Source organism: Actinomadura sp. 6N118 (genome assembly GCF_044326415.1).
Lineage (GTDB): Bacteria > Actinomycetota > Actinomycetes > Streptosporangiales > Streptosporangiaceae > Spirillospora.
The window spans coordinates 610,090-633,062 of record NZ_JBIRAZ010000003.1 but is presented as its reverse complement, the minus strand read 5'-3'; the positions used below and the strand labels follow the sequence as shown (position 1 = coordinate 633,062).

Annotated in this window: 20 protein-coding genes; 11 read left to right on the top strand and 9 right to left on the bottom strand. The window is 68.6% G+C overall.

Going from position 1 to position 22,973, the window contains the following annotated elements:
• Positions 1–20 precede the first annotated feature (20 nt).
• On the top strand, positions 21–467 hold the full coding sequence (locus ACH34W_RS10665; RefSeq protein ID WP_395960606.1) for a PaaI family thioesterase: 447 nt from the start codon (positions 21–23) through the stop codon (positions 465–467).
• A 70-nt stretch (positions 468–537) separates the two neighbouring features.
• Here ACH34W_RS10665 and ACH34W_RS10660 read toward each other — a convergent pair whose 3' ends face one another.
• Positions 538–1,974, bottom strand: coding sequence for a cytochrome bc complex cytochrome b subunit (locus ACH34W_RS10660; protein ID WP_395960605.1), 1,437 nt, complete (start codon positions 1,972–1,974; stop codon positions 538–540).
• 272 nt (positions 1,975–2,246) lie between these two features.
• On the opposite strand from ACH34W_RS10660, the gene ACH34W_RS10655 reads away from it, so the two are divergent.
• Both ACH34W_RS10655 and ACH34W_RS10650 read left to right on the top strand, forming a co-directional pair.
• The gene (locus ACH34W_RS10655; protein WP_395960604.1) at positions 2,247–2,966 is read left to right on the top strand and encodes a hypothetical protein; all 720 of its coding nucleotides are present in this window, start codon (positions 2,247–2,249) and stop codon (positions 2,964–2,966) included.
• 180 nt (positions 2,967–3,146) lie between these two features.
• Positions 3,147–4,514, top strand: coding sequence for a lipopolysaccharide biosynthesis protein (locus ACH34W_RS10650; RefSeq protein WP_395960603.1), 1,368 nt, complete (start codon positions 3,147–3,149; stop codon positions 4,512–4,514).
• A 30-nt stretch (positions 4,515–4,544) separates the two neighbouring features.
• Here ACH34W_RS10650 and ACH34W_RS10645 read toward each other — a convergent pair whose 3' ends face one another.
• Positions 4,545–4,706: a hypothetical protein gene (locus ACH34W_RS10645; protein WP_395960602.1), complete on the bottom strand. Its 162-nt coding sequence runs from the start codon at positions 4,704–4,706 to the stop codon at positions 4,545–4,547.
• Positions 4,707–4,913: 207 nt separating this feature from the next.
• On the opposite strand from ACH34W_RS10645, the gene ACH34W_RS10640 reads away from it, so the two are divergent.
• Positions 4,914–5,741 (top strand): hypothetical protein, encoded by an 828-nt coding sequence (locus ACH34W_RS10640; protein WP_395960601.1) that lies wholly within the window; start codon positions 4,914–4,916, stop codon positions 5,739–5,741.
• Positions 5,742–5,795: 54 nt separating this feature from the next.
• Here the strand turns inward: ACH34W_RS10640 and ACH34W_RS10635 are convergent, their stop codons facing one another.
• A complete protein-coding gene (locus ACH34W_RS10635; RefSeq protein ID WP_395960600.1) occupies positions 5,796–7,412 on the bottom strand; it encodes a serine/threonine-protein kinase in 1,617 nt (538 codons plus the stop codon).
• A gap of 150 nt (positions 7,413–7,562) precedes the next feature.
• On the opposite strand from ACH34W_RS10635, the gene ACH34W_RS10630 reads away from it, so the two are divergent.
• The 5 genes from ACH34W_RS10630 (at position 7,563) to ACH34W_RS10610 (ending at position 13,197) form a co-directional block, all read left to right on the top strand.
• Positions 7,563–8,459: an intradiol ring-cleavage dioxygenase gene (locus tag ACH34W_RS10630; RefSeq protein WP_395960599.1), complete on the top strand. Its 897-nt coding sequence runs from the start codon at positions 7,563–7,565 to the stop codon at positions 8,457–8,459.
• A gap of 267 nt (positions 8,460–8,726) precedes the next feature.
• Entirely contained in the window at positions 8,727–9,809 is a 1,083-nt protein-coding gene (locus tag ACH34W_RS10625) for a chitinase (protein ID WP_395960598.1), read from the top strand.
• Positions 9,810–9,822: 13 nt separating this feature from the next.
• Positions 9,823–11,619 carry a chitinase gene (locus ACH34W_RS10620; RefSeq protein WP_395960597.1) on the top strand — a complete coding sequence of 599 codons (1,797 nt, stop codon included), beginning with the start codon at positions 9,823–9,825 and terminating at the stop codon, positions 11,617–11,619.
• Between the two features lie 50 nt (positions 11,620–11,669).
• Positions 11,670–12,515 (top strand): lytic polysaccharide monooxygenase, encoded by an 846-nt coding sequence (locus ACH34W_RS10615; RefSeq protein WP_395960596.1) that lies wholly within the window; start codon positions 11,670–11,672, stop codon positions 12,513–12,515.
• A gap of 73 nt (positions 12,516–12,588) precedes the next feature.
• A complete protein-coding gene (locus ACH34W_RS10610; RefSeq protein ID WP_395960595.1) occupies positions 12,589–13,197 on the top strand; it encodes a DUF305 domain-containing protein in 609 nt (202 codons plus the stop codon).
• On the opposite strand, the gene ACH34W_RS10605 is transcribed toward ACH34W_RS10610, so the two are convergent.
• From ACH34W_RS10605 to ACH34W_RS10590, 4 genes are all read right to left on the bottom strand, one after another.
• Positions 13,127–14,017, bottom strand: a complete 891-nt coding sequence (locus ACH34W_RS10605) for a hypothetical protein (RefSeq protein WP_395960594.1) — start codon at positions 14,015–14,017, stop codon at positions 13,127–13,129. The two genes, ACH34W_RS10610 and ACH34W_RS10605, sit on opposite strands and share 71 nt — an antisense overlap.
• The gene (locus ACH34W_RS10600) at positions 14,014–16,089 is read right to left on the bottom strand and encodes a hypothetical protein (RefSeq protein WP_395960593.1); all 2,076 of its coding nucleotides are present in this window, start codon (positions 16,087–16,089) and stop codon (positions 14,014–14,016) included. The genes ACH34W_RS10605 and ACH34W_RS10600 overlap by 4 nt, the downstream gene beginning before the upstream one ends.
• Positions 16,082–16,924, bottom strand: coding sequence for a hypothetical protein (locus ACH34W_RS10595; protein WP_395960592.1), 843 nt, complete (start codon positions 16,922–16,924; stop codon positions 16,082–16,084). Before ACH34W_RS10595 ends, ACH34W_RS10600 begins: the two co-directional genes overlap by 8 nt.
• 67 nt (positions 16,925–16,991) lie before the next feature.
• On the bottom strand, positions 16,992–17,723 hold the full coding sequence (locus ACH34W_RS10590) for a Crp/Fnr family transcriptional regulator (RefSeq protein WP_395960591.1): 732 nt from the start codon (positions 17,721–17,723) through the stop codon (positions 16,992–16,994).
• A 222-nt stretch (positions 17,724–17,945) separates the two neighbouring features.
• Here ACH34W_RS10590 and ACH34W_RS10585 point away from each other — a divergent pair, with 222 nt between their 5' ends.
• Entirely contained in the window at positions 17,946–18,746 is an 801-nt protein-coding gene (locus ACH34W_RS10585; protein WP_395960590.1) for an SGNH/GDSL hydrolase family protein, read from the top strand.
• On the opposite strand, the gene ACH34W_RS10580 is transcribed toward ACH34W_RS10585, so the two are convergent.
• Together ACH34W_RS10580 and ACH34W_RS10575 are read right to left on the bottom strand one after the other, a co-directional pair.
• Positions 18,736–19,641, bottom strand: a complete 906-nt coding sequence (locus ACH34W_RS10580) for a phosphorothioated DNA-binding restriction endonuclease (protein WP_395960589.1) — start codon at positions 19,639–19,641, stop codon at positions 18,736–18,738. The genes ACH34W_RS10585 and ACH34W_RS10580 overlap by 11 nt on opposite strands.
• Positions 19,642–19,657: 16 nt before the next feature.
• A complete protein-coding gene (locus ACH34W_RS10575) occupies positions 19,658–21,124 on the bottom strand; it encodes a pentapeptide repeat-containing protein (protein ID WP_395960588.1) in 1,467 nt (488 codons plus the stop codon).
• A gap of 198 nt (positions 21,125–21,322) precedes the next feature.
• Here ACH34W_RS10575 and ACH34W_RS10570 point away from each other — a divergent pair, with 198 nt between their 5' ends.
• Entirely contained in the window at positions 21,323–22,951 is a 1,629-nt protein-coding gene (locus tag ACH34W_RS10570; RefSeq protein WP_395960587.1) for a GMC oxidoreductase, read from the top strand.
• Positions 22,952–22,973 lie beyond the last annotated feature (22 nt).

The following is a 22,973-nucleotide window of genomic DNA, read 5'->3' as shown; positions in this document are numbered from 1 at the left end:
CCCCCCGAAAGGAACGCGTCTTGCGTGCGGATCTCCACGAGCCCTTCAGCGATGGGCGCGACAAGCTCTTCGTCGACTTCTTCAACAAGGACGAGTCGTACTTCGGATCCCTGGTGGGGTTGAAGGTCGAAGAGGTCCGCGTGGACTACGCCCGGATGCGGCTGCCGTACCGGCCGCGCCTCAACCAGCCCGCGGGGGTCGTACACGGAGGCGCCATCGCCACCCTGATCGACACCGTGGTGGTCCCGGCGATCGGCGGGGTGTACGAGCAGATACCGATCATGCTGACGATCGACATGCAGCTGCGGTACCTGAGCGCGGCCCGCGAGACCGACCTGATCGCCGAGGGCTGGATCACCAGGCGCGGCAAGTCGACGGTCTTCTGCCAGGCGGAGGTGCGCGGCGAGGACGGAGAGGTCGTGGCCGAGGGCTGGCATGTCTACCGCGTCATCCTGCCTAAGGACTGATCCGAAGGGCACCCGCGTGCCTGGGCACCCGTGTGCGTGGGCACCCGTGTGCGTGGGTGCCCACTGAGTCCTAGTCACTCCCGGCGCCGAGGGCGGTCAGCTCGCGGACGGGTTCGTGGATCTCGCTGAATCCGCCGTCCGCGTTCATCACGATACGGCCCGTCTCGCGGCCGTGCTCGGCCTCCTGCCGCTCCCTGGAGGTAAGGAAGAGGCAGATCCGCTGGGTGAGCGCGAACGCGAGGAGGGGGCCAAGGAAGACCGCGATCCGGAAGAACCAGGTCACCGCGAACAACGACAGATGGAAGTTGTACGCGATCTGGTCGTTGGCTGCGGCGGCCCAGAGCAGGCCGTAGAACGTGATGCCCGCCGCGCCCACGGCCGTCCGGGTCGCCGAGTCACGCGGGCGGTCCAGGAAGTGGTGCACGTCGTTGTCGCCGCCGAACCTGCGTTCCAGCGCCGGGTAGGCCGCGAGGACGGTGAAGAACGCGCCGGGGACGATGAGCGCGGGCACCAGCACGGCGAGCGTGAGCGGATGACCCGCCACCTCGAACTCCCAGCCCGGCATGATCCGGACCGCGCCGTCCAGGAAGCCCATGTACCAGCCGGGCACCGCCCCGGCGGTGATGTCGCCCGGCTTGTACGGCCCGAACTGCCAGATCGGGTTGATCTGCGCGACCGTTCCGAGGAGCGTCAGAATTCCACAGGTCGCGAGGAACATCGCCACTGATATGGCCCTCGGGGCGGCCATACGGGCTGTCTGGAACGTGGCGAGGCCGCTGGGCGCCGGCGCCTGGAATCGCGTGTGACCGTGCCGCTGGACCAGCCTGCGGCGCAGCGCGAACAGCCCGATCACCGCCGCCGGCAGAGCCAGCACGTGGAGCCAGTAGAACCGCGGGATGATGTCGTCCCCCGGGAACTCCCCGCCGAAGAGCAGGCCCATCAGGTCGGTGCCGAACACCGGGATCGACTGCGTCACGCCCTGGATGAGCCCAAGGCTGCCGCCCGACAACATGTCGTCCGGCAGGATCGTCCCGGTCACGCCCGCCGCCATGCCGAGCACGAGCAGGCTCACCCAGATCAGCCAGTTCGGCCCGCGCGGACGCCGGTAGGCGCCCGTGAAGAACATCCTGAGCAGCTGGAGGGTGATCGCGGCGATGAAGACGAGCGCCGCCCAGTGATGGACCTGCCTCATCAGCAGCCCACCGCGTACCTCGAAGCTGAGATCGAGCGTCGACGCGTACGCCTCGCTCACCTGGACGCCGCGCAGTGGCGCGTACGAGCCGTCGTAGGTGACCACCTTCGTGCTCGGCTCGAAGAACACGGTCAGGAACGCACCGGTCACGAGGAGCACCACGAACGCGTACACCGCGATCTCCCCGAAGAGGAACGACCAGTGATCCCGTGCCTTCGCCTGCGCACGCCTTGACGACGCGGGAGCCGCCGGTGTGCGCATGCGCGTTTTCAGACCGTTCAGTGCCCGCTGGCCCGGGGTCTTGTGCTTGTGCATCGGTCACATTCCTTCGTCAAAGGTCTGTTACCCAGAAGACGTCCCGAGGGTGGCCGGATGTGACGCGAGAAAGGGCTTTCAAGGTGTGATCCCCGACGCATTTAAACCGGGCCGGCCTCCGGTTGTTCTTCGGACCACAAGTCCACTTGCAGCACCGCTGCAACGAAGGCATCACAGAACTCGCAGGTCACAGCCTTGCGGTGAAAGCCAACAACGAGCGGATGCCTGGAGTCTCACCAAGAAGGCTCGCGAAACCGCCTAACGGGGGAACGATGACTGGCACCGCTCAGCAGACCTGGCTGCTCGAATTCGATGGGCGCCGCCTCGAAGTGGAGGCGGGCGCGCCGCGTCCGATCCGCCGGGTCCAGCTGATCGTCGACGGCCACCAGATCGCCGCGCGACGGACCATCCTCACCTCGGCCAAGCTCACCGCCGACGGACTGAAGGTGAAGGTCGGCTGGGACTGGAAGGGAGAGCCGTCCACCTGCGTCCTGCTTTCCGCGAACGGGAAGAAGGAGAAGATCCCTTTCGCCGCGCCCGCGGGGACCCGTGCCGCCCGGCGTGAGCTGCTGGCAGTGCGGAGCCCGCGCATGAACGCGGCGCGGCGGGCAGCGCTGATGGTCGGCAGGCTGCTGATCGGCCTGCTCGCTGTCGGTATCGCCATCAAAATCCCCAAGCCCGATATGCCTCAGATCCCCTGGCTTGACCCCCTGTGGTCGGACGACCTCGGCGACTGGTTCGGGGTGATCCTCGACGTCGTGCCCGACAGCCCGCGCGGATGGCTCCAACTGCTCCGCAAGACCAAGAAGATCGGGCTGATTCTCCTGGCCGCGGTGTTCATCGGCATCCCCGCCGCGATCTACGAGCTGCGCAAGAAGGGGCGGGTCACACCAGACGGCACCACAGACGAGGACACGCCGGCACGGGAAGGGGCCGAGTCGGACCAGACCGCCGCGCCGGAGCAGACCGCCGCGCCGGAGCAGGTCGTATAGCGGTTTGCTTGACTTTTACCTCGAATGCCCGAGAGTTCCGCAAACTCGTCCAACCGTATTGGCCTGAACCGTCATCTAACCGTGTCGAGATGCCAATTCATCAACGGAAAATTCCATGCTCACTCCTGCATACTCAGTGCGCGCCCGTTAGCGCGTCGCCGGCGGCGGCGGTGATGCGTCATGTCTGACCGCGCCGCCGTGCTCACACCCCCGGCCACGGGGTGGCTGCGCCGGGAGCTGTCCAACCCTCTGTTCCGCAACGGCTACGCGCTGGTGCTGAACGGTGGGCTGACCACCATGCTGGGTGGCGCGTTCTGGGCGCTCGGCCCGCTCTGGTACGGCCCCGCCGACTTCGGACGCAACTTCGCCATGAATCAGGCGATCATGTTCGTTGGCGGCGCCACCGCGCTGACGTTCCTGCTGATCCGGTTCATCCCGGAGACGGCGCGGCACACCCGGGCGCTGGTGCTGGGCTGCTATGCCCTCGGCACGGGCGCCGCCGTCGCGGTCGGCGCCGGGTTCCTGGCGGTGTGGGGTGAAGGCTGGTCCACCTTCGACCAGTTGCACGGGGTCGGCCCTGGCCTGCTGTTCCTGGGCATGGCCGTGGCGTGGAACCTGTGGAACGCGGTGGAGGGCACCTTCATGGGGCTGCGCCAGGCGGGCTGGGTCCCGTTGGTCAACACCGTGTGGTGCCTGCTGCGGATCGGGCTGCTGGCTGTGCTCGCCGGGGCGTTCCCACACAACGGCATGGTGCTCGCCTGGTATCTGCCGGTGATGGTGATCCTCGTCCCGGTCAACCTGCTGATCTTCAGGCGGCTGATCCCCGCCCACCGGCGGGCCAACGAGGGCCGCGGCCACCGTTCCTCCCACCGGGAGATCGGCCGTTACCTGGGCATCGGCTACCTGGGCGGGGCGTTCCAATTCGCTGCCATGAGCCTGGTGCCGATGATGGTGATCGCCCATCTGACGCCCACCGCCACCGCCTACTTCCAGGTGGCGTGGATCGCGGGGATGATGCTCGACCTGCTGTCGATCAACCTGTCGTCCTCACTCACCGTCGAAGGCTCCATTGATCGGGAACGGCTGGCCGCCTCTACCCGGGCCGTGCTGCGCCGCGCCGTGACGGTGCTGGTGCCGGTCTCCGTGCTGGTGATCGTCGCTGCTCCGTTCGCGCTGGAGCTTTACGGCGACGGCTATGCCACCGGCGCCCCGCTGCTGCAGATTCTGGCCCTGGCCGTGCTGCCGAAGGCAGTCCTCGAGATCTACATCGGCGTGCTGCGGGTGCGCAACCGCACCCACCTGATCGCGGCGTTGCAGGGCGTGCGGCTGGCCGGGGTGCTGGGGCTGGTGTTCGTCGTCATCGATCCGGACCACCTGTACACGATCGGCCTGGCCGTGGTGGCTGTGAACGTCGTGATCGCCGCCGCCGTGCTGCCCGGCTTGCGCAAGGCGATCAAGGTCGCGGACGGCACGGGCCTGGGCCGGACGGCACGGGCCCTGGACCGGACGCCCGACGGACCGTCCGCCACCGACCAGGGGCGGGATTAACGGACTGTCCACCACCGACCAAGGGCGGGATTAGACGTCCGCCCAGAAGTCGATCAGCTGCTGCCCGGTCAGCCGGGACGGCGGGCCGTCGGGCACGGCCCGGCCGGTGATCAGCGCCCAGGTCGTCATGAGCAGCCGGGCCAGATGCTGGTCTTCGAGGGTGATCACCGCGGTGTCGTCATCAGGGGACACGATTGGCCGTTCGTTCGCCGGGAGACCCGAACGGGGACCGGCCGGGCCGGTCCGGAGCCGTTCGCAGCGGCTCCAAACCGGCCGATCCCGTCGCGGGCCCGCCCCCGAGGGTCCGTGCGTACCACAGCAAATCCCGAAACCCCGGCGGTCGCCATCCCCGAACTCCGGGATACCGGTCAAGGGAAAGCGGACCTAGACTCCGCGGCTGTGGGCGTTATCGACGCGGAGGCCGTGGCGACGCGGGTGACGGCGCCGTCCGGCGAGACCATCGGCATTCCCGAGGGCGGCCGGATGGAGTTCGGCCGCGGCGCCGACATGGACCTGGTGATCTCGGCGGACCGGGGGTTGTCGCGGCGCGCCGGCGTGATCGTCGCTGTGGGCGGCGGCGCGTGGGTCGCCAATCTCAGCGGCACCCACGCGCTCTACGTCGAATGTGACGGGCACCAGGTGCGGCTGCCTCCGCTCGAAGGGCGGAGCGAGCCGTCCGGCGGGTGGTTCATGCGGGCCGGGACGACGCTGATCGGGTCGCGGACGATGCTCGACGAAGGGCAGCCGGTACGCGTCCAGATCATGACCCGGCACGGAACGGATTCCGGGGGGCTCCGGGAGAACGGGCCGGACGGCGACTCGACGCTGCGGCCGCTCTATCTGGACCCGAAGACGAAGTTGTTCCTGGTCGCGTTGTTGTGGTGCCGGCCGTGGCTGCTCGACCCGGCGCGGACGACGTCGCTGCCGCGCACACCAGAGATCGCACGTGCGGCGCTGGCGGTGACGGACGCGCATCACGAACTGGAACGCTTCGACAACGATCCGGCCTTCCGTGAACGGCTCTCCGCCCGGGTCGGCGAGCACCTCCGCGTGCTGCGCCGCAAGATCACCTCACGCGGGCTCACCCGCCAGGGGACGCGCCTCTCCGACGAGGTGGTCGTCGGGGTCCTCATCGACCACGCGATCATCACCGCCGGTGACCTTGCCCGGCTGGACGACCCGTCCTGGTGCTCGCGGCAGGAGGACCTCTGGTGGGACCGTACCTGAGCGGAGAACGGCCTGCGGAGAACGGCCTGCGGAGAACGGCCTGCGGAGAACGGTCTAGAGATTGTTGACCGTGAACTTGGCGCGCGCCTGGACGCCGCCCGGCCCGGTCACCACGACCTCGTGAACGCCCGGCGGGATCTTCCCTGGGTAGAACTCGCGGTTCTGGTTGATGGCGAAGCTGAAGGTGCCCTGGATGTCGGCGACCGGCATGGCCGGTGACGGCTTGGCCTTGTCGAGCCGGATCGTCACTGTCCGGCCGGGAGTCCATCCGCGGCCGTGCACGACGAAGACGGTGTGGCCGTCGCCGAGCGGCTGGTTCATCAGGATGTGCGGGCTGCCGCCCGGCCGCTGGCCGGCGCCCGACCACGGGACCGGTGGGACGCCCGGTGTGCCCCCGCCCGGTGGCCGGTTCGACTGCGTGGCCGGTTCGTCGCGATCGTTCAACGTGGCTCCCGCGGCGCCGCCCAGCAACACCAGGGTGGCCGCGGCCGCGATCAGCATCGCGCGGCGCGCGGTCGTGTTGTCGCGCCACCCGACGGTCGAACGCGCGGCGGCCTCGTCCGGAGCGGGCGCGCTTTCGCGCAGGGCGGCCAGCGCGGGGCGGAAGTCCGGTGACGACGTCGGGGACGCGAACGTGAAGTCCTCCTCGTCCTCGTCCGCACCCTCGCCGTCGGCCCGCTTACCAGATACGGCCCGCTCAGCAGATACGGCCCGCTCAGCAGATACGGCCCGCTCACCGGATATGGCCCGCTCACCGGATACGGTGGGGCGCTGCGGCCACTGCCGATAGTCCTCGATCATGGTGAGGGTGCATTGCGGCAGCTGGACGGCCGGGAGTTCGAGGCCGAAGTCGTAGCCGAGCCGCGACAGCAGGGCGGTCGCCGTGGGCCGCCGCTCCGGCTCGCGTTCGAGGCAGCTGCTCACCACCTCGATGAGCTCGTCCGGGAGGCCCGTGAGGTCGGGCGGCTCGGTCGCCAGCCGCACCAGGATCTCGGTCACCGAGTCGCCCTCGTACGGCGGATGGCCGGTCGCGGCGAACAACATCGTCGAGCCGAGCGCGAAGACATCGCTCGCAGGCACGGTCTTCCGGACGTTCCGGGCCTGCTCGGGGGCCATGTAGGCGGGGGTGCCGACGGCCTGGTGCGTCGCGGTGAGCGTCGAGCGTTCCGCCGCCCGCGCGACCCCGAAGTCGATGACCCGCGGGCCGTCCGCCGAGACCAGTACGTTGGACGGCTTGAAGTCGCGATGCAGCAGGCCCGTGCGATGGATTGACTCCAGTGCCTCGGCGCAGCCGGCCGCCAGCCACCGGACGGCGGGGACGGGCAGCGGCCCGCAGGCCCTGACCAGCCGGTCCAGCGAGGGCGCGGGCACGTAGGACGTCGCGAGCCACGGCACCTCGGCGTCCGGGTCGGCCTCGATCACCGCCGCGGTGAAGGCACCGCTGACACGTCCCGCGGCCGTGATCTCGTGCCGGAACCGTGCCCGGAAGTCGCCCTCATCGGCGAGTTCGTGCCGGATCGTCTTGACCGCGACCAGGCGCCCCGCCGCCGACCGGCCCAGATAGACACGGCCCATGGCCCCGGTGCCGAGCCTGCCCAGCAGCACGTAGGCGCCGATCCGTACGGGGTCCTGCCGGGACAACGGTTCGAGGGGGAGGTGCCGAGACCCCATCTGACCTCCTTCTCGGCTGGCTCTCGCACGGTCCAGGCATTCATTTGACGTTGAGAATCTCAGTAAAGTTGGCAAAAGACATCTTTCATCGGCCTTTCATGTCGCTGGGGCACGCTGGCGTCCGATGGCGCACTGAATGAGGGGGCCGACATGAACGAACGGCACGATGATCTTCACGACCGTGGACTCGCGTTCGACCTGGCGCGGCTGCGGCAGTTCGACCGGCTCCGGCAACCAGACCGGCTCAGGCACGTGGAACGGCTCAGGCACCTGGACCGGCGGGCGGCGCTCGGCATGCTCGGCGGCGCGGTGCTGATCGGCGCCGTGGGCTGCGCTGATGATGGCGGGAGCAGCGGCGGCAGCGGTGGCGCCAGCGGATCGAGAACGAGCGGCGCCACCACCGCCACGACCAGCACCGCTGCCGGGGGCGGCGAGATCCCCGACGAGACCGCCGGGCCGTTCCCCGGGGACGGCACGAACGGGCCGAACGCCCTCACGGAGAGCGGCATCGTGCGCCGCGACATCCGGTCGAGTTTCGGCTCCAGCGCGAGCCGGACGGTCGCGCAGGGCGTGCCGCTGACGATCGAGCTCACCGTCACGGACAATGGCGCCGCCTCCAAGGGCGCGGCGGTCTACGTGTGGCATTGCGACCGCGACGGCAACTACTCGATGTACTCCGAGGCCGTCACCAAGGAGAACTATCTACGCGGCGTTCAGGCGGCCGATGCGAACGGCGTGGTGCGCTTCGTCAGCATCTTCCCCGCCGCCTACTCGGGCCGCTGGCCGCATGTTCATTTCGAGGTCTTCAGCAGCCTCGCCGAGGCCACGCGCGGTTCGAAGAGCGTCAAGACGTCGCAGCTGGCCTTTCCCGAGGACACGTGCAAGACGGTGTACGCGAGCTCCGGCTATTCGGAGAGCGTGAGCACGATGGCCCGCACGTCACTGGAGGACGACATGGTTTTCGGCGATGGCCATGAGACCCAGATGGCGACCATGACCGGCAATGTCGCCGGTGGCCTTAACGCCAAGCTGGCCGTGCGCCTCTAGCCATACGCCTCTAGTGATAGGCATCAATTGCCAGCAGGATCGATTTTCTGCTGGCAATTTGTGCTGATTCTGGGGTCGCCAAAGGTGGCTTGGTCTGCGACCTGGGCTGGTTGGCGTGGGTCGTTTTCCGGACTTTTCGAGAGGTCTTGCCCCCGTGTGATGGGACGGTTACCTTCAATCAAATTCATAGGAAACCTTCCTATCTGATCAGTCGTCTCGGGGTTCGGGGGAGTTCCGCGTTCCATCCACCTGGCCCTTGGAGCGATCTTGCGCCGCCTCCTCTCCCGCCTTTCTCTCCTCGCCGTCCCCCTCCTCCTGCTCTCCCTGTCCGTGCCCGGGTCCTACGGCGCCGTGACCGCCACGGCCGCCGGGACCGCCGGGACCGTCGGTGGCGCCGCGACCGTCGGTAGCGCCACGGCCGCCGGGACCGTCGGTGGCGCCACGGCCGCCGCCCCGCTGCCCAAGCACTTCCTGACCGGCTACTGGCACAACTTCGTCAACGCGGCGACCGAGCTGCGGCTCGCGGACACCAGCGCCGAGTACGACCTCGTGGCGATCGCGTTCGGCGAGGCGACCACGACGCCCGGCCAGGTCGTCTTCGGTGTCGATCCCGGCCTGTCGAGCGCGCTCGGCGATTACACGGACGCGCAGTTCAAGGCCGACGTCCAGACGCTCCACAGCCGCGGCACGAAGGTCATCCTCTCGGTCGGCGGGGAGCGCGGGGCGATCCAGGTAAGCAGCCCGGCCGCCGCGACGGCGTTCGCGAACAGCGTGTACGGGCTGATGCAGAGCCATGGCTTCGACGGCGTCGACATCGACCTGGAGAACGGGCTCAACCCGACCTACATGGCCCAGGCGCTGCGTGAACTGCGCGCCAAGGCCGGCGCGGGGCTGATCATCACGATGGCGCCGCAGACCATCGACATGCAGTCCACAAGCGGCTCGTACTTCCAGCTCGCCCTGAACATCAAGGACATCCTCACCGTCGTCCACATGCAGTACTACAACTCGGGCTCGATGCTCGGCTGCGACCAGCAGGTGCACGGCCAGGGGACGATCAACTTCCTCACGGCGCTGGCGTGCATCCAACTGGAGAACGGGCTGCGTCCGGACCAGGTCTCCCTGGGGCTCCCCGCAGGCCCGGGCGCCGCGGGCGGCGGCGTCGTCGCACCGTCGGTCGTCAACAACGCCCTCAACTGCCTCGCACGCGGCACCAACTGTGGAACGTTCAAGCCGCCACGGACGTATCCGGACATCCGCGGCGCGATGACGTGGTCAGTCAACTGGGATGTCGCCAACGGCGGCGGCTTCGCCCGCACTGTCGGCCCGTTCCTCGACACCCTCCCCTAAGGCGAGGAACGCCATGAAAGGGACACGACCTCTCCTCGCCCTCGTGGTCGCCGTCGCCCTGACGGTGACAGCCCTGGTCGGCGCGGCGCGCGTGACACCCGCGTACGCGGCCAACATCCTCACCAACTCCGGCTTCGAGAGCGGCTCGCTGTCGGGGTGGGCATGCTCGGGCGGCACCGGATCGGTGGTCACAGCCCCCGTTCACTCTGGCTCGCACGCACTGGCGGGCGCCGCCACGTCAGCCGACAACGCCCGATGCACACAGACCGTCGCGGTAAAACCCAGCACCGCCTACACACTCTCGGCCTGGGTACGCGGCAACTATGTCTACCTAGGCGTGAACGGCGGCACATCGACCTGGACGCCGTCGGCCACCTCCTACACCCGGCTCTCGCTGTCGTTCACCACCGGCTCCAGCCAAACCTCGGCTCAGATCTTCCTGCACGGGTGGTACGGATCCGGGACGTACAACGCCGACGACATCGAACTGGACGGCCCGGGTGGAGGCGACCCTCAACCCGGAGTCCCTGGCCAACCCGGGGCGCCCAGCCTCGGCGCGGTCACCAACTCCTCGATCGCGCTCTCCTGGCCCGCCTCCTCCGGAACGGTCACGGGCTACCGGGTGTACGAGGGGAACACGGCCGTCGCAACCACGGCGAGCCTCAACGCCACGATCTCCGAGCTCCAGGCGTGCAGCAGCCACTCATACACCGTCGCCGCGTACAACAGCGTCGGTGAGTCGGCCAAGACCGCTCCCGTGAGCGGCACCACCACCGGCTGCACCAACACAGGCCTGCCTAAGCACGCCCTCATCGGTTACATGCACGCCAGCTTTGCCAATGGCTCGGGCTACGTCCGCATGGCCGATATCCCGTCGGCCTGGGACATCATCAATCTCTCCTTTGGCGAGCCCACCTCCGTGACGTCCGGCGACATCCGCTTCAACCGCTGCGCAGCGAGCGAGTGCCCGAACGTGGAGAGCGAGGCCGACTTCATCGCCGCCATCCGTGCCAAGCAGGCGCAAGGCAAGAAGGTCCTCATCTCCATCGGCGGCCAGAACGGCCAGGTTCAGCTGACGACCACAGCCGCGCGTGACGCCTTCGTGCGGTCGGTCGGTCAGATCATCGACCGGTACGGGCTGGACGGCCTCGACATCGACTTCGAGGGCCACTCGCTCTACCTCGACGCCGGCGACACCGACTTCCGCAACCCCACCACCCCGGTGATCGTCAATCTCATCTCGGCGCTGCGGACGCTCAAGGCTCGGTACGGGGCGAGGTTCGTCCTGACGATGGCGCCGGAGACGTTCTTCGTCCAGGTCGGCTACAAGTTCTATGGCGGCGCGGGCGGCGGCGACAACCGCACGGGCTCGTACCTGCCGGTGATCCATGCGCTGCGCGACGCGCTCACCGTGCTGCACGTCCAGGACTACAACTCCGGTCCCGTCACCGGCCTGGACGAGCAGTGGCACACGATGGGCGGGGCCGACTTCCACATCGCGATGACCGACATGGTCAAGGCCGGCTTCCCGGTGGCGAACACCGGGCACACGTTCCCCGGCCTGCGCGCCGACCAGATCGCCTTCGGCCTGCCCGCCGCGACCAGCGCGGGCAACGGGCACACCCCGCCCGCCCAGGTCCACCAGGCGCTCAACTGCCTTGTCAAGGGCCAGAACTGTGGCGGCTACACCCTGCGCGGCGGCACGTCACCGGCGCTGCGCGGGCTGATGACGTGGTCGATCAACTGGGACCGCTACTTCAACTGGGAGTTCATGAACAACCACGAACCCTTCCTCAACGCCCTCCCGTGACATCGCGCCCTCCCCTGAAAATCCGCTCCCCGCTCCAGACAGGAGGCCTCATGCGAACCAGATCCAAGGTCGCGCTGGTAACCGCCACCCTGCCCGTCTCGACCATCGTCGCCGTCGTGCTCCCCGCGGCCCCGGCCAGCGCCCACGGCACCATGTCCGACCCGCCCAGCCGGGTGTACGTCTGCAAGCAGGAAGGCCCTGAGAACCCCAAGTCCAACGCGTGCAAGGCCGCCGTCGCCGCCGGCGGCACCCAGGCGTTCTACGACTGGAACGAGGTCTCCCTCCTCGAAGCCGGCGGCCGGCACCGGCAGCTCATCCCGGACGGAAAGCTGTGCAGCGCCGGCCGGGAGAAGTACCGGGGCCTCGACCTCGTCCGCACCGACTGGCCCGCCAAGCGCATCTCCGCGGGGCCGCTCAGGCTGACCTACCACGCGAGCGCCCCGCACGCGAACAGCAACTTCGAGTTCTACATCACCCGTGCAGGCTGGAGCCCGTCGCAGCCGCTCCGCTGGTCGGACCTGGTGCACATCCAGACGTTCAACAACCAGAACCCCACCACGTTCACCAACTGGACGATCAACATCCCGAGCCGTACCGGCCGCCACCTGATCTACTCGATCTGGCAGCGCGTGGTGGGCAGCAACGAGGCGTTCTACACCTGCTCCGACGTCGACTTCGGCGGCGGCAACGAGCCCACCCAGCCGCCCGCCACCCCACCGCCGGCCACCCCGCCACCGGCAACACCACCGCCCAGCGGCACCTGGACCGCCAGTGCCGCCTACAAGGCCGGCGACCAGGTCATCTACCAGGGCACCACCTACCGCTGCCTGCAACCGCACACGGCGCTCTCAGGCTGGGAGCCGCCGAACACCCCCGCCCTCTGGCAGGCAGCTTGAACCCCGCTCCGGTGCCGGGCCTGCCGACCGCCCCGTGCGGGCCCGGCGCCGGGGCGACTCACCAAGGACTCAGATGAAACGAGGCCTCAAAAGAATCGCGATCTGCGTCGCACTGGCCCTGCCCCCGGGCGCCCTCCTGCTCAACAGCTGCGGCGACCACACCCCGCCGAGCACGTTCAACTCGGCCGACGTGATGTTCCTGCAGATGATGGTGCCGCACCACGGACAGGGCGTCCGCATCGCCCGGCTCGCCCGTGACCGTGCCGCCCGCCCCGACGTCCGCACGCTCGCCGCCGCGATCGAGACGACCCAGATCAGCGAGATCAAATCGATGGCCGGCTGGCTGCGCTCGTGGCGGCGGCCGCCCACCGCCCCGGCGGGCTCCCACACCGCGCACGGCGGCATGTCCATGACCAGCGAGGCCGCCATCGAACGCCTCGGCACGACCACCGGCACCCCGTTCGAACGCGACTTCCTCAACATGCTGATCGCCCACCAGGACGACGCCCTCCAGATGGCCCGCCGCGAGATCGCCGCCGGCACCAACCCGGAAGCCAAGAACCTGGCCGACCGCGTAGCCCGCTCCCGCGCAGCCCAGATCACCCAGATGCTCACCCTCCTCCGCCACCAGCCTCGTCAAAGGGGGAGGGATTGGGCGGAGGCAGCCCGGGCACGCCCATGAGCTCCATCAGATGCCGCAGCACCCGGTCGTTCTGCATCATCAGGTCAAAGGCGTCCCTGTCCTCGTACGCCTGCACCTGATCCACCACATGGTCGGCGAGCTCCTTGGCGTGCTCCCTACGGTCCTCGGTCATCCGCTCGACGATCTGGGCCACCGAATTGGGATCGGTGGCGAGCGCCACCGCGTAGGGAGTCAGCCAGTCACCTTGCCCGCTCTCCAGGAACCGCTGCCAGAGTTCGCGGCGTTCGCTGAACTGGCCCGCGAGAAGCTGGGAGAGATCATGCGTGTTGACCGCCCGCTGCCGCTGCGTCCATGCCTCCTGTTGCGCCTTGCGCACCGGTTTGTCGAGGCGCAGCACCGTCCGGGGGTCGATGGGCCGCGCGTCACCGTCGGTCGGCGCCCCGGCCTCGGTCCCGGCGACGAAGACGAGCTGGGTGGTATTGAAGAGGGTGGCGATGGTCTGGTGGATGCGAGTCTCGGCCGCACCCGCGTCGTAAGGCGGAACGAGACGGGACACGTCGCGAACGCGGGCGACGACGCGCTCCAGCAAGGCGGTGCGGTTGTCCTGCGCTCTGGAGACAAGGACCTCGCCAAACGCGTGGCCGGTGACGCACCAGGTGAAGTGGACGCTGAGAACGAATTCGTAGCCGTCGCCCTTGGCCGGCACCTTGAACTCGAAGCTGTCCGGCCAGTGCACGGGGCGGCGCTCGTCGCCGGTCCGGCGAAACCACCGCCATACCCTGGCAGCGGGCGTTGGATGCATCTGGACCCTCTGGGCTATCGGCCCATGATGGGTACAGGTGGTCTTCAATGTGCTCATGCCGTCGACTCCTTCGAAGCGGCTGGGGGAGTCAGCTGGTAGAACCGCAGGCGCGGTCTCAGTTCGGGTTCGGCGTAGAGGCAGGTGCGCAGGTCCGTGAAATCGACCTCGTCCTTTGCCCACTCGCGAAGGGCGTTCCAGGGACCCTGATCGCACGTGCGTGAGGTCAGCACGCGCACCCAGAGGTCACCGACCGTGGCCGGGTCCTGGTCATACTGCGTCAGGAGCGGTGGGCGCCTGCCGTACGGCAGACGGGCGATCTCCGTCAGGCAGTCGGTCACCAGGCGCCGCATGTTCGGGCTGGGAGCCCGTGTCCAGCCCAGCAGTCCCTTGAGGACGACCTCGGGCGAGTCACCGGTGAAGAGCTCGACCACGGTGCTCCGGATCGCGTAGTTGAGGAAGACGGGATGGTGCCAGGCGATGGTGTGCAGAGTCCGCATGGCGACGTCCGCCGCTTCTGCGCCCAGGAGCGTGCCGAAGAGGCGGACGGCGGTCGACCGTTGCCTGAGGCCGCCCTCGCGCGCCCACTCCCGTGCCAGGCGCACCACCTCGGCGTGCCTGCTCGGGGTCTCGGCGACGATCGCTTCGAGTGCCCAGGCCGCAGCCATGTGGAGCGCCTGGGACTTGCTACGGGACCAGCGGGTGATGCAGTGCTCCTTGATGAACTCGAAGTCGTACGTCGCGAACCGGGCGATCGCCTGTGCCACCTTGAGCCGCGCCCGGGGAGACCCGGCTTCGGCAAGCCCCGAGAGCCAGTCGAGCAGTGCCTTGTGCGCCACGACGTAGTCGAGCCAGACCGCGTCCAGGACGGCCGGAGCGAAGCCTGAGCGGAAAGACAGCGTGCGGTCGACCTCTTGGACGACGTACGTCTGCTCTTCGCCCGCGTGTCCGAGCCAGTCGTCGAGCATGTCGGCGAAGGGAAGGAGACCGAGGCGCGCCCGCTTACCCTGCTTCTCCACTTTGAAGAGGAGCTTGGCCAGGTCATACGCTGCCCGGCAGACCTGCACGGTCGGCAGGCCGTCCAGCACGGCTCCGGCGATGACGAACGCCCGGCGGCCGAGATCCCGCTCGTCCGCCTGCTGGCGCAATACATCCCGGGCCTGGCGACGCATGGGACGGCCGAGCATCGTGTTGCAGATCTCCGCGACATCCTGGCCGGTCGGCAGGTCACGGACGAGCGCGATGGCTAGCCGGAGGGCGTCTCCCGGAGTGGCGGGCCGCTCTGGGACCTGCGCGACGATCGCCTGGATGTCGTACTCGCCAGCGGGAAGCCGGTCGGAGAGCTGGCGCTCCAGCACGTCCAGGGGATCAGGCTGCCGGTGTTCGGTGACCAGGCCGGGCACGGCGGTGGTGTCGGAGTCCATGCCGACGAGGATCACCAGGCGCGCGCCCAGCGCTACGAGGACGTCACGGCAGCCGAGGATGTCCGCCTCGGTGAGGCGTTTCGCCCACGCGGCGCCGGTCGCGTCGTAGAGGTAGCCGTGCCCTGATCTGAGCTTGCCCTTCTCGAGCAGGGCCGGTGGCTTCTTGGCCCGGATGCCCCCGAGCTCGTGCTGGCGGTGGGCCAGCGCGGCCAGCGCTGTGGTCGTGCGCCCGCTGCCGGACGGCCCCTGGAGTACGGCGACGACCTCTTCGTCGAGAAGGCGGACCAGGGATTCCTTGGCGGGAGTGCCGGCGAACCGCGCCCGGATGTCACGCCAGCGTTCGGTGGCGATGGGACCGATACGCCAGGGATCCTGTTGATCCCTGGACCAGTGGACGTGCTTGTCGCCTTCGACATTGTCGCCGCCGAACGCGTCTCCGGGCCCGTAGGCCACGTTCCGCATCCCCGCCTCGGCGATGAAGGCCGCACGGAGCTCGCGCAGTTCTTCGGAGATCCGCCGCTGTTCCGCTGCGCTCAGCTTCGCCTCCGGAGGCCCGCGCAGCGGGTCGTCGTCATCGCCTGACGGGTTCTCTTTTGATGGTTTGTCCTGCGGCTTTCGTTCCTCAGGCTCGTCCTCGGCGTCTTTCTCTGGCGTCGGCTCCTCTGGAGGGTCCGGAGGCGCCTCTGGGGTCTTCTCGTCATCAGCCATCGTGGTGGTCCCCGTGGTAGGTGTTCTTGTTGCCGCCGACCTTGTCGCCGGTGAACGCGTCGCCCGCGCCGTACGCGATGTTCGTGTGTCCGCCCCCGCCCATGGCCCCGGCGTTGCTGTCGCCTCCACCGCCGCTGCCGGGGAACGGGAGTGTTGATCCGGGCGGCTTGTCGGCGGGCGGCGGGTCGCCGCCTTCGGTTCCGCTGGACGGGGAGTACGCCGCGAGGGCCTCGACGATGTGCAGGTTGAAGCGGGGCACGTAGAGGTAGGCGACGTACGACTGTCTCTTCATCTCCACCCGCACCGGCCGGAAGAGCGTGGGCCGTGGCTCGCCGGGACCCTGGGTGATGTAGTCGCGGTAGATCTCCGACGACACGATCACACCGAGGTCGGCCTCGGAGAGCGCACCCATCGCGGCGCGCAGCGGCTCGGAGTCCCGCAGCCGTGCGGGCTGGACCGCGTGCTGCCCCGGCCAGCCCATCGCACCGTTCAGATGGACCGGGCCGATGTGGACGGCCATCCGCAGGCGCAGGCGGCTCCATGTCGTTTCGTGACGGCGCCGGTTGTACGAGCCGAGCGCGGCGTCCAGCTCGCGGACGAAGGTGTCCATCAGCGGCGTCACGTTCGTTCCGGCCGGCAGGATCGCGTAGACGCCGTCGCCGCCGTGCTGCCGTTCCCACGCCTGCCGGTCCAGCTCGGCCGCGTCCGCCGCGTCGTCGAGCATCTGGCTCAGCGCGCTCTGCAACGTCCGCTGCTCGGCGTCGTTACGGCTGCTGTAGTCCTCGATGTCGACCGTGAACAGGACGCGGTACTCGGGAACGGGGTGGTCGTGCATCTTCCCTCCAGGTGATCGGCGCTGCCTGACGCACAGCGTCGGTGACGACCGGAGGGCCGTAGCCGGATTAATCCGGGTTCGCCGTAACTTGTCCAAAGCGGGACAGGTCGGCGAACGTCCGGAGTCCCTCGACGTCGGTGATGACCACCCGTCGCCGTCCCGGGGTTGTGACCAGGCCCATGGAGGTGAGCACGCGGAGGGCCTTCTGCACGGTCGCCTCCTTGGCGCCGACCAGCCCGCCCAGTTCGGCTTGGGTCAGTGGGATGCCGAGGTCGATCCCGTCCGGGCGCGGCTGGCCGTGCCGTCCGGCCAGGGCCAGCATCACCCGGGCCAGGCACCGGCTGGTCTCGTATCCGGCGAAGTCCAGGCGCCGTTGGTTCGACCATCGCAGCCGTTCGATCGTCATCTGGTTGAGCGTCAGCGCGACAGCCGGATCCTGCTGGAGGAAGTCGACGAAGACGCCGCCCTTGATCTGGCTCACGACCGCGCGGCCGCAGGTGGTCACGGTCGCGGAACGCACCGGCTCGCCGAGGACGGCCATCTCCCCGATGAGATCACCGCTCACCCGCAACGCGAGCAGGGCCTCTGTCCCGTTCTCCACCCGGGCGCTCACCTTGACCAGCGCGTCGATCAGCAGCCAGACCGATCCGCCGGGCTCGCCCTGCCGCACCAACTCCCGCTGCGGCGGGACGGGGTGGAACTGCCCCAGGCCGAGCAGCTTGGCCCGGCTCTGCTCGCTGAGCCGGCTGAGGAACGTGCCGGCCGGCCATGACCTGTTGGAGCCTGTCCGTTGTCGCACGGCCACCTCCCCGAAGTCGCGAGCCCCAGACATACGCCAGCGAACGCCGCGCGTCCATGTCCGTCCAGTCCCCAATCGTCTGTCCGGGGATCTTCGCCCTTAAAAAGATGATCAGTAGAAGGTGAAAAGGGGCAATTTATCCCTGCCATTGGAGGCTTCCCGCATTGGGGTTGCGGGTATAAGTGGGGCGACACAATTCTTTCCGTCTCCCGCGGAGTACCTGTGCGCGTTCCCCGGCTCTGTTCGGCTGCCGTCGCGGCGGTCGCTTTTCTTTCTGGTCCTGTCGCCTGCGCCGACAACAAGGCGGTCGCCGAAGTCCACTATGTCGCACTCGGCGACTCGTACGCGTCGGGCACGGGCGCGGGCGCCTATGAAGCGGGCGCGTGCAAGCGGAGCGCGAACGCCTATCCGCAGCTGTGGACGGCCCGGCAGACCGTGGCGTCCTTCAAATTCATGGCGTGTTCGGGCGCCAGGACGACGGGAGTGCTCGCGAACCAGCTCGGCGCGTTGAGCGCCGCCACGACGCTCGTCACCGTGACGGCAGGTGGCAACGACGCGGGGTTCGGGCGGGTGATGGAGGCGTGTGTCCTGCGATCTGAGAGCGATTGTGCGAAGGCGGTGTCGGCTGCAGAGGAATACATGGAGACCACTCTGCCGGATCGGCTCGACACCCTTTACCGGGCGATCCGCGGCAAAGCGCCTAAGGCGCGGGTCGTTGTGCTCGGCTATCCACGGCTCTACAAAATCGTCGACAACTGTGCGGGGATGTCCAGAAGCAAGCGGACCGCGCTGAACCGCGGCGCCGACTCGCTCGTCACCACCGTGGCCGCCGCCGCTTCCCGGGCCCGATTTGTCTTCTCGGACGTACGGGACGAGTTCGCGGGCCACGAGCTCTGTTCGGGCCACCGCTGGCTGCAAGCGGTCACCATCCCGCTTGCCGACTCGTACCACCCGACGGCCCGCGGGCACCTGCTCGGCTACCTGCCCGCCCTGGATTCAGCAGACCCCCGCGTCAAGGCCTGAAACCGATCACGCTGCGGGTGCGCGCGGGCAACCGAAAGACCTGGCTGGTGTGCCAGTCGATGTGATCGGCCTCGGGCGCGGGAAGGCCGGTCTGCGGCTCGCGGACGGGCCGTCCGGAGAGGCCGTGGACAAGAGTCGTGGTGGCCGCCGCCCGGCCGACGAACTTGCGCGATACAGCGATCGTGTGCTCCCGTGTCACGCCCAGCACGCCGCGGTCCAGCAGCCGGTGGTGGAGCGCGCAGAGGCAGAGGCCGTTGACCAGGTCGTCGGGGCCGCCGAACGCGTGCCACCGCAGATGTGCGGCGTCCAGGCCCACGGCCGTCCCGTCCAGCCATCCGTCGTAGCCGCAGAACGCGCAGCAGAATTCGTACGCCTCCAGGACCTGGACGCGGAAGGCCGGGTCGCGTCTCGGCAATATCCGGACGGCGGGCGCGGGCAGCTCGTCAAGGTCGAGGCCGGTCTCCTGGCAGATGTCGTCGTGCAGCGAGGGCTCGAAATTCGCCTCGAGGATCGCGCGGGCGAGCTGTGAGAGGAGTGCCGGCTCGGCCGTGAGCGCAGCCGCGAGTTCGGGATGCAGGCGCCCGTGAACGCCCGGTGCACGCAGCCTGCTCAGCTCCGGGCCAGGGCTACCCGGCCCGTCCGCCGTCTCGACGACCCAGAGCAGGTCATCGTTGGCTAGATGGTGGAACGGATAACCCGGATTCGTCTTGCGCGGCGGCCCGAACTCGCGGAGGAGGCGGTTGAGGGCGTCCTCGGCGGCCGAGAACGGGATGGGCCGCGAGCCTTCACGCTGGAAGCGTCCAAGGGCGTGCAGCAAGAGGAGCGGCTTGTGCGGGGCGCGTTCGCCGCGGCGCGCGTACTGGCGGATGCCGAGTACCCGCTCCACCCAATCCACGCGGTCAAGGATAGATCTACTGGCGGCTGAGGGCGCGGGTGATACCGGCGGCGATGGTGGTGGCGAGGATCCAGCCGGTGATGATGAGGGTGTACGACAGCCACTGGTAGGCGCCGTGGGGTTTGAACGCCTTCTCCTGGCCGAAGTCGATGATCGGCAGGAGCAGGTCGAGGGTGTAGAAGACCGGGTTGAAGTCGGGGGCCTCGCCGGGCTTGAGGGGTTTGGGGTGGTGGAGACCGTAGGCGACGGAGCCGATGAGCATCAGGGTGAGGAGCCAGGCGGCGGCGCGCATGGGGCGGTAGCCGTAGCCGACTGTGACGTCCTGCAGGTAGCCCCAGAGCTTGAGCGGCCATCGCAGCGTGCCCCTGCGGCGGCGCTGTTTGGCGAGCTGTACGGTGCGGGCCGCGTCGTCGTCGCCGATGCGGCGGTACGAGAGGGCGAGCTGCTCGTAGCTGTGCGGGACGTAGCCATCCTCTTCACGTTCCAGGAGCTGCAGGCGTTCTTCTGCGGGCAGATGTGGGTCGAGCGTCCCGTAGGTGAGTCCGTCCAGGCGCACGGAGTCGGGCCATGCATCCGGCGTGATGTGCAGAAGCTCAAACTGTGAACGGCGCAGTGTCACACGGCCTTCGATAGGGGCCGCTTCGCGGAGCCAGAATTCGCCTGCGACGATGCTGCTGGCTCGCAGCACCACGTCGCCGGGATTGGCGAGCCTGGCGTGCGCGAAGTCCATCTGCCCGACCACGCGGAGGCCGCGGAGGTTGAGCCGGCCGACCGCGCGCAACCGCGTGGCACTCAAGTCGGTGCCGACACTGAGTGTCTTGGCGTAGAGAACGGTGGCGCCGGGATGCTGGAGCACGGCCTCGTCAAGGACGAGGCTGCCCGCGATGGACGCCCCGTTCAGCCGGATCTCCCCGTGGACGACGAGCCCGGGCGCGACGACGTCGTTCTCGATGGTGGCGTGGTTGAGTTGGAGTACCTGGTCCTGGGGCGAGTCTGCATCGCCGATGTGCGCTCCGTTGAGGAACAGCGCGCCTGCGAACCGGGCGCCGCCGAGGCGCAGGCTGCCAGGCACGCGGCAGTTGGAGAAGTGCACGATGCGGGCCACGCTGAGTGCGGTGCCCTCCAGACCGGGGAAGTAGGAACGCGACAAGCTGAGCTGGCGGATCTCCGCGCCGTAGACCATCAACTCGGACTCGAAGTGGCACTCGTGGAACCGGATCGCGAAGGGGACGTCGGCGTTGTGCAGGTTGAGCGTGCCGGTGATGCGCGCGCCCGTCACACGGAGCGCGGCGATCTCGCCATCCGCGGACTTGCCGCTGAGCAGGAGCGTCCTCAGCACCTCCGCGCGGACGGTCCGTTCCGGGCCCCACGAGCCTCCGTGTTCGGCGTGCTCGTCGCCGGGCTGGCTGAAGTCGGCCGTCTCGCCGCGCGGGAAGGCCCACCACACGCGGCGTTCGGCGGGCGTCAGGTTGGCGATCTCCACGGCCGGGACTTTCTCGTGGCCGCGTTCACGCTGTCAACACGTCACGGGGTGGTTGCGCTGCGCAGTGCGAGGGGACGCAGCGTGAGGGTGTGGTCCCGGGGGTGTGATCGAACTCAAGTTACCGTCGCGTAGACCGTGGCCCGGCGGGTCTGGAACATGTAGAACGTGTTTCACCCGGGTGAAAGTGAGGTAAATCACATGGGTGACGGTACCGCGTGTAGTAGTGGTACAGCGGCCTTCTCGCGCCGCAGATTCATCGCTGGAACTGGTTCTATCCTCGGTGCGACGGCCCTCGGGCTCCGCGCCACCCCGGCCGCCGCGGCGGCCCCGATCGGCAACGGGGCCCAGGTCCCGGCGCTCGTGATCGGCACCGGTTACGGCGGCTCGGTGGCCGCACTGCGTCTCGCCCAGGCGGGCGTGGACGTGTACATGATCGAGATGGGTATGGCCTGGGACACCCCGGGCTCCGACGGCAAGATCTTCTGTGCCACGACCGCCCCCGACTACCGGTCCTACTGGCTGCGGACCAAGACCAAGCAGCCGCTCAGCAACTTCCTCGGCTTCCCGATCGACCGGAACATCCCGAAGTACACCGGGATCCTCGATGCCGAGGACTTCAGCGGCATCACCGTCTACCAGGGCCGCGGCGTCGGCGGCGGCTCGCTCGTCAACGGCGGCATGGCCGTCACCCCCAGGCGCGAGAACTTCGGCGCCGTCCTCCCATCGGTGAACGCCGACGAGATGTACAACGTCTACTATCCGCGCGCCAACACCGGGCTCGGGGTCAGCACCATCGACCCGGCCTGGTTCGACACCACCGACTGCTACCAGTTCGCCCGGGTCGGGCGTAAGCACGCGCAGCGTTCCGGCTTTCCGTTCGTCTTCGTGCCCGACGTGTACGACTGGGACTACATGAAGAGGGAAGCGGCCGGCACGGCCACGAGGTCGGCGCTGGCCGGCGAGATTCTGTACGGCAACAACCACGGCAAGAAGACCCTGCAGCAGACGTACCTGGCCCGGGCGAAGGCCACCGGGAGGGTCAACATCTCACCGCTGCACAGGGTCACTTCGGTCTCTCCGGCGAGCGGTGGCGGCTACACCGTCGTCATCGAGCAGCTCAACACCAGCGGTGGTGTGACGGCCACCAAGACCGTCACCGCGGACCGCGTGTTCTTCGCGGCAGGCAGCGTCGGCACGAGCAAGCTGCTGGTCAAGCTGAAGGCCACCGGCGCCCTGCCCAACCTGAACGCCGAGGTCGGCAAGGGCTGGGGCGACAACGGCAACGTCATGTGCGGCCGGGCCAACCACATGTGGGACCCGACTGGAGCCCTCCAGTCCACCATCCCGTGCTCCGGCATCGACAACTGGGCTGCGGGCGGCGTGTTCGCCGAGGTCGCGCCGTTGCCCACCGGCATCGAGACATACGCCTCGTTCTACCTGTCCATCACCAAGAACCCGAACCGCGGGCAGTTCTCCTGGAACGGCGGGGCGGGCAAGGTCGACCTGAACTGGCAGGCCGCCTGGAAGCAGCCCGCCATCGACATGGCCAAGACGATCTTCGACAAGATCAATTCCAAGGAGGGGACGATCTACCGGACCGACCTCTTCGGCACCTACAAGATCTGGGGTGACCACCTCACGTACCACCCGCTCGGCGGGGCGGTGCTGAACAAGGCCACCGACAACCACGGCCGCCTGCACGGCCACCCGGGCCTGTACGTCATCGACGGCGCCCTGATCCCCGGCAACACCAGCGTCAATCCGTTCGTCACCATCACGGCGCTCGCCGAACGGAACATCGAAAAGATCATCGCGGCGGATCTGTAGCCCTGATCTGATGTGGCAGTCG

Excerpts from the sequence above, each read along its gene's own strand:
- ACH34W_RS10660 (WP_395960605.1), bottom strand. The coding sequence starts at position 1,974 with ATGCACAAGCACAAGACCCCGGGCCAGCGGGCACTGAACGGTCTGAAA.
- ACH34W_RS10655 (WP_395960604.1), top strand. The coding sequence starts at position 2,247 with ATGACTGGCACCGCTCAGCAGACCTGGCTGCTCGAATTCGATGGGCGC.
- ACH34W_RS10650 (WP_395960603.1), top strand. The coding sequence starts at position 3,147 with ATGTCTGACCGCGCCGCCGTGCTCACACCCCCGGCCACGGGGTGGCTG.
- ACH34W_RS10635 (WP_395960600.1), bottom strand. The coding sequence starts at position 7,412 with ATGGGGTCTCGGCACCTCCCCCTCGAACCGTTGTCCCGGCAGGACCCC.
- ACH34W_RS10630 (WP_395960599.1), top strand. The coding sequence starts at position 7,563 with ATGAACGAACGGCACGATGATCTTCACGACCGTGGACTCGCGTTCGAC.
- ACH34W_RS10620 (WP_395960597.1), top strand. The coding sequence starts at position 9,823 with ATGAAAGGGACACGACCTCTCCTCGCCCTCGTGGTCGCCGTCGCCCTG.
- ACH34W_RS10615 (WP_395960596.1), top strand. The coding sequence starts at position 11,670 with ATGCGAACCAGATCCAAGGTCGCGCTGGTAACCGCCACCCTGCCCGTC.
- ACH34W_RS10610 (WP_395960595.1), top strand. The coding sequence starts at position 12,589 with ATGAAACGAGGCCTCAAAAGAATCGCGATCTGCGTCGCACTGGCCCTG.
- ACH34W_RS10605 (WP_395960594.1), bottom strand. The coding sequence starts at position 14,017 with ATGAGCACATTGAAGACCACCTGTACCCATCATGGGCCGATAGCCCAG.
- ACH34W_RS10600 (WP_395960593.1), bottom strand. The coding sequence starts at position 16,089 with ATGGCTGATGACGAGAAGACCCCAGAGGCGCCTCCGGACCCTCCAGAG.
- ACH34W_RS10595 (WP_395960592.1), bottom strand. The coding sequence starts at position 16,924 with ATGCACGACCACCCCGTTCCCGAGTACCGCGTCCTGTTCACGGTCGAC.
- ACH34W_RS10570 (WP_395960587.1), top strand. The coding sequence starts at position 21,323 with ATGGGTGACGGTACCGCGTGTAGTAGTGGTACAGCGGCCTTCTCGCGC.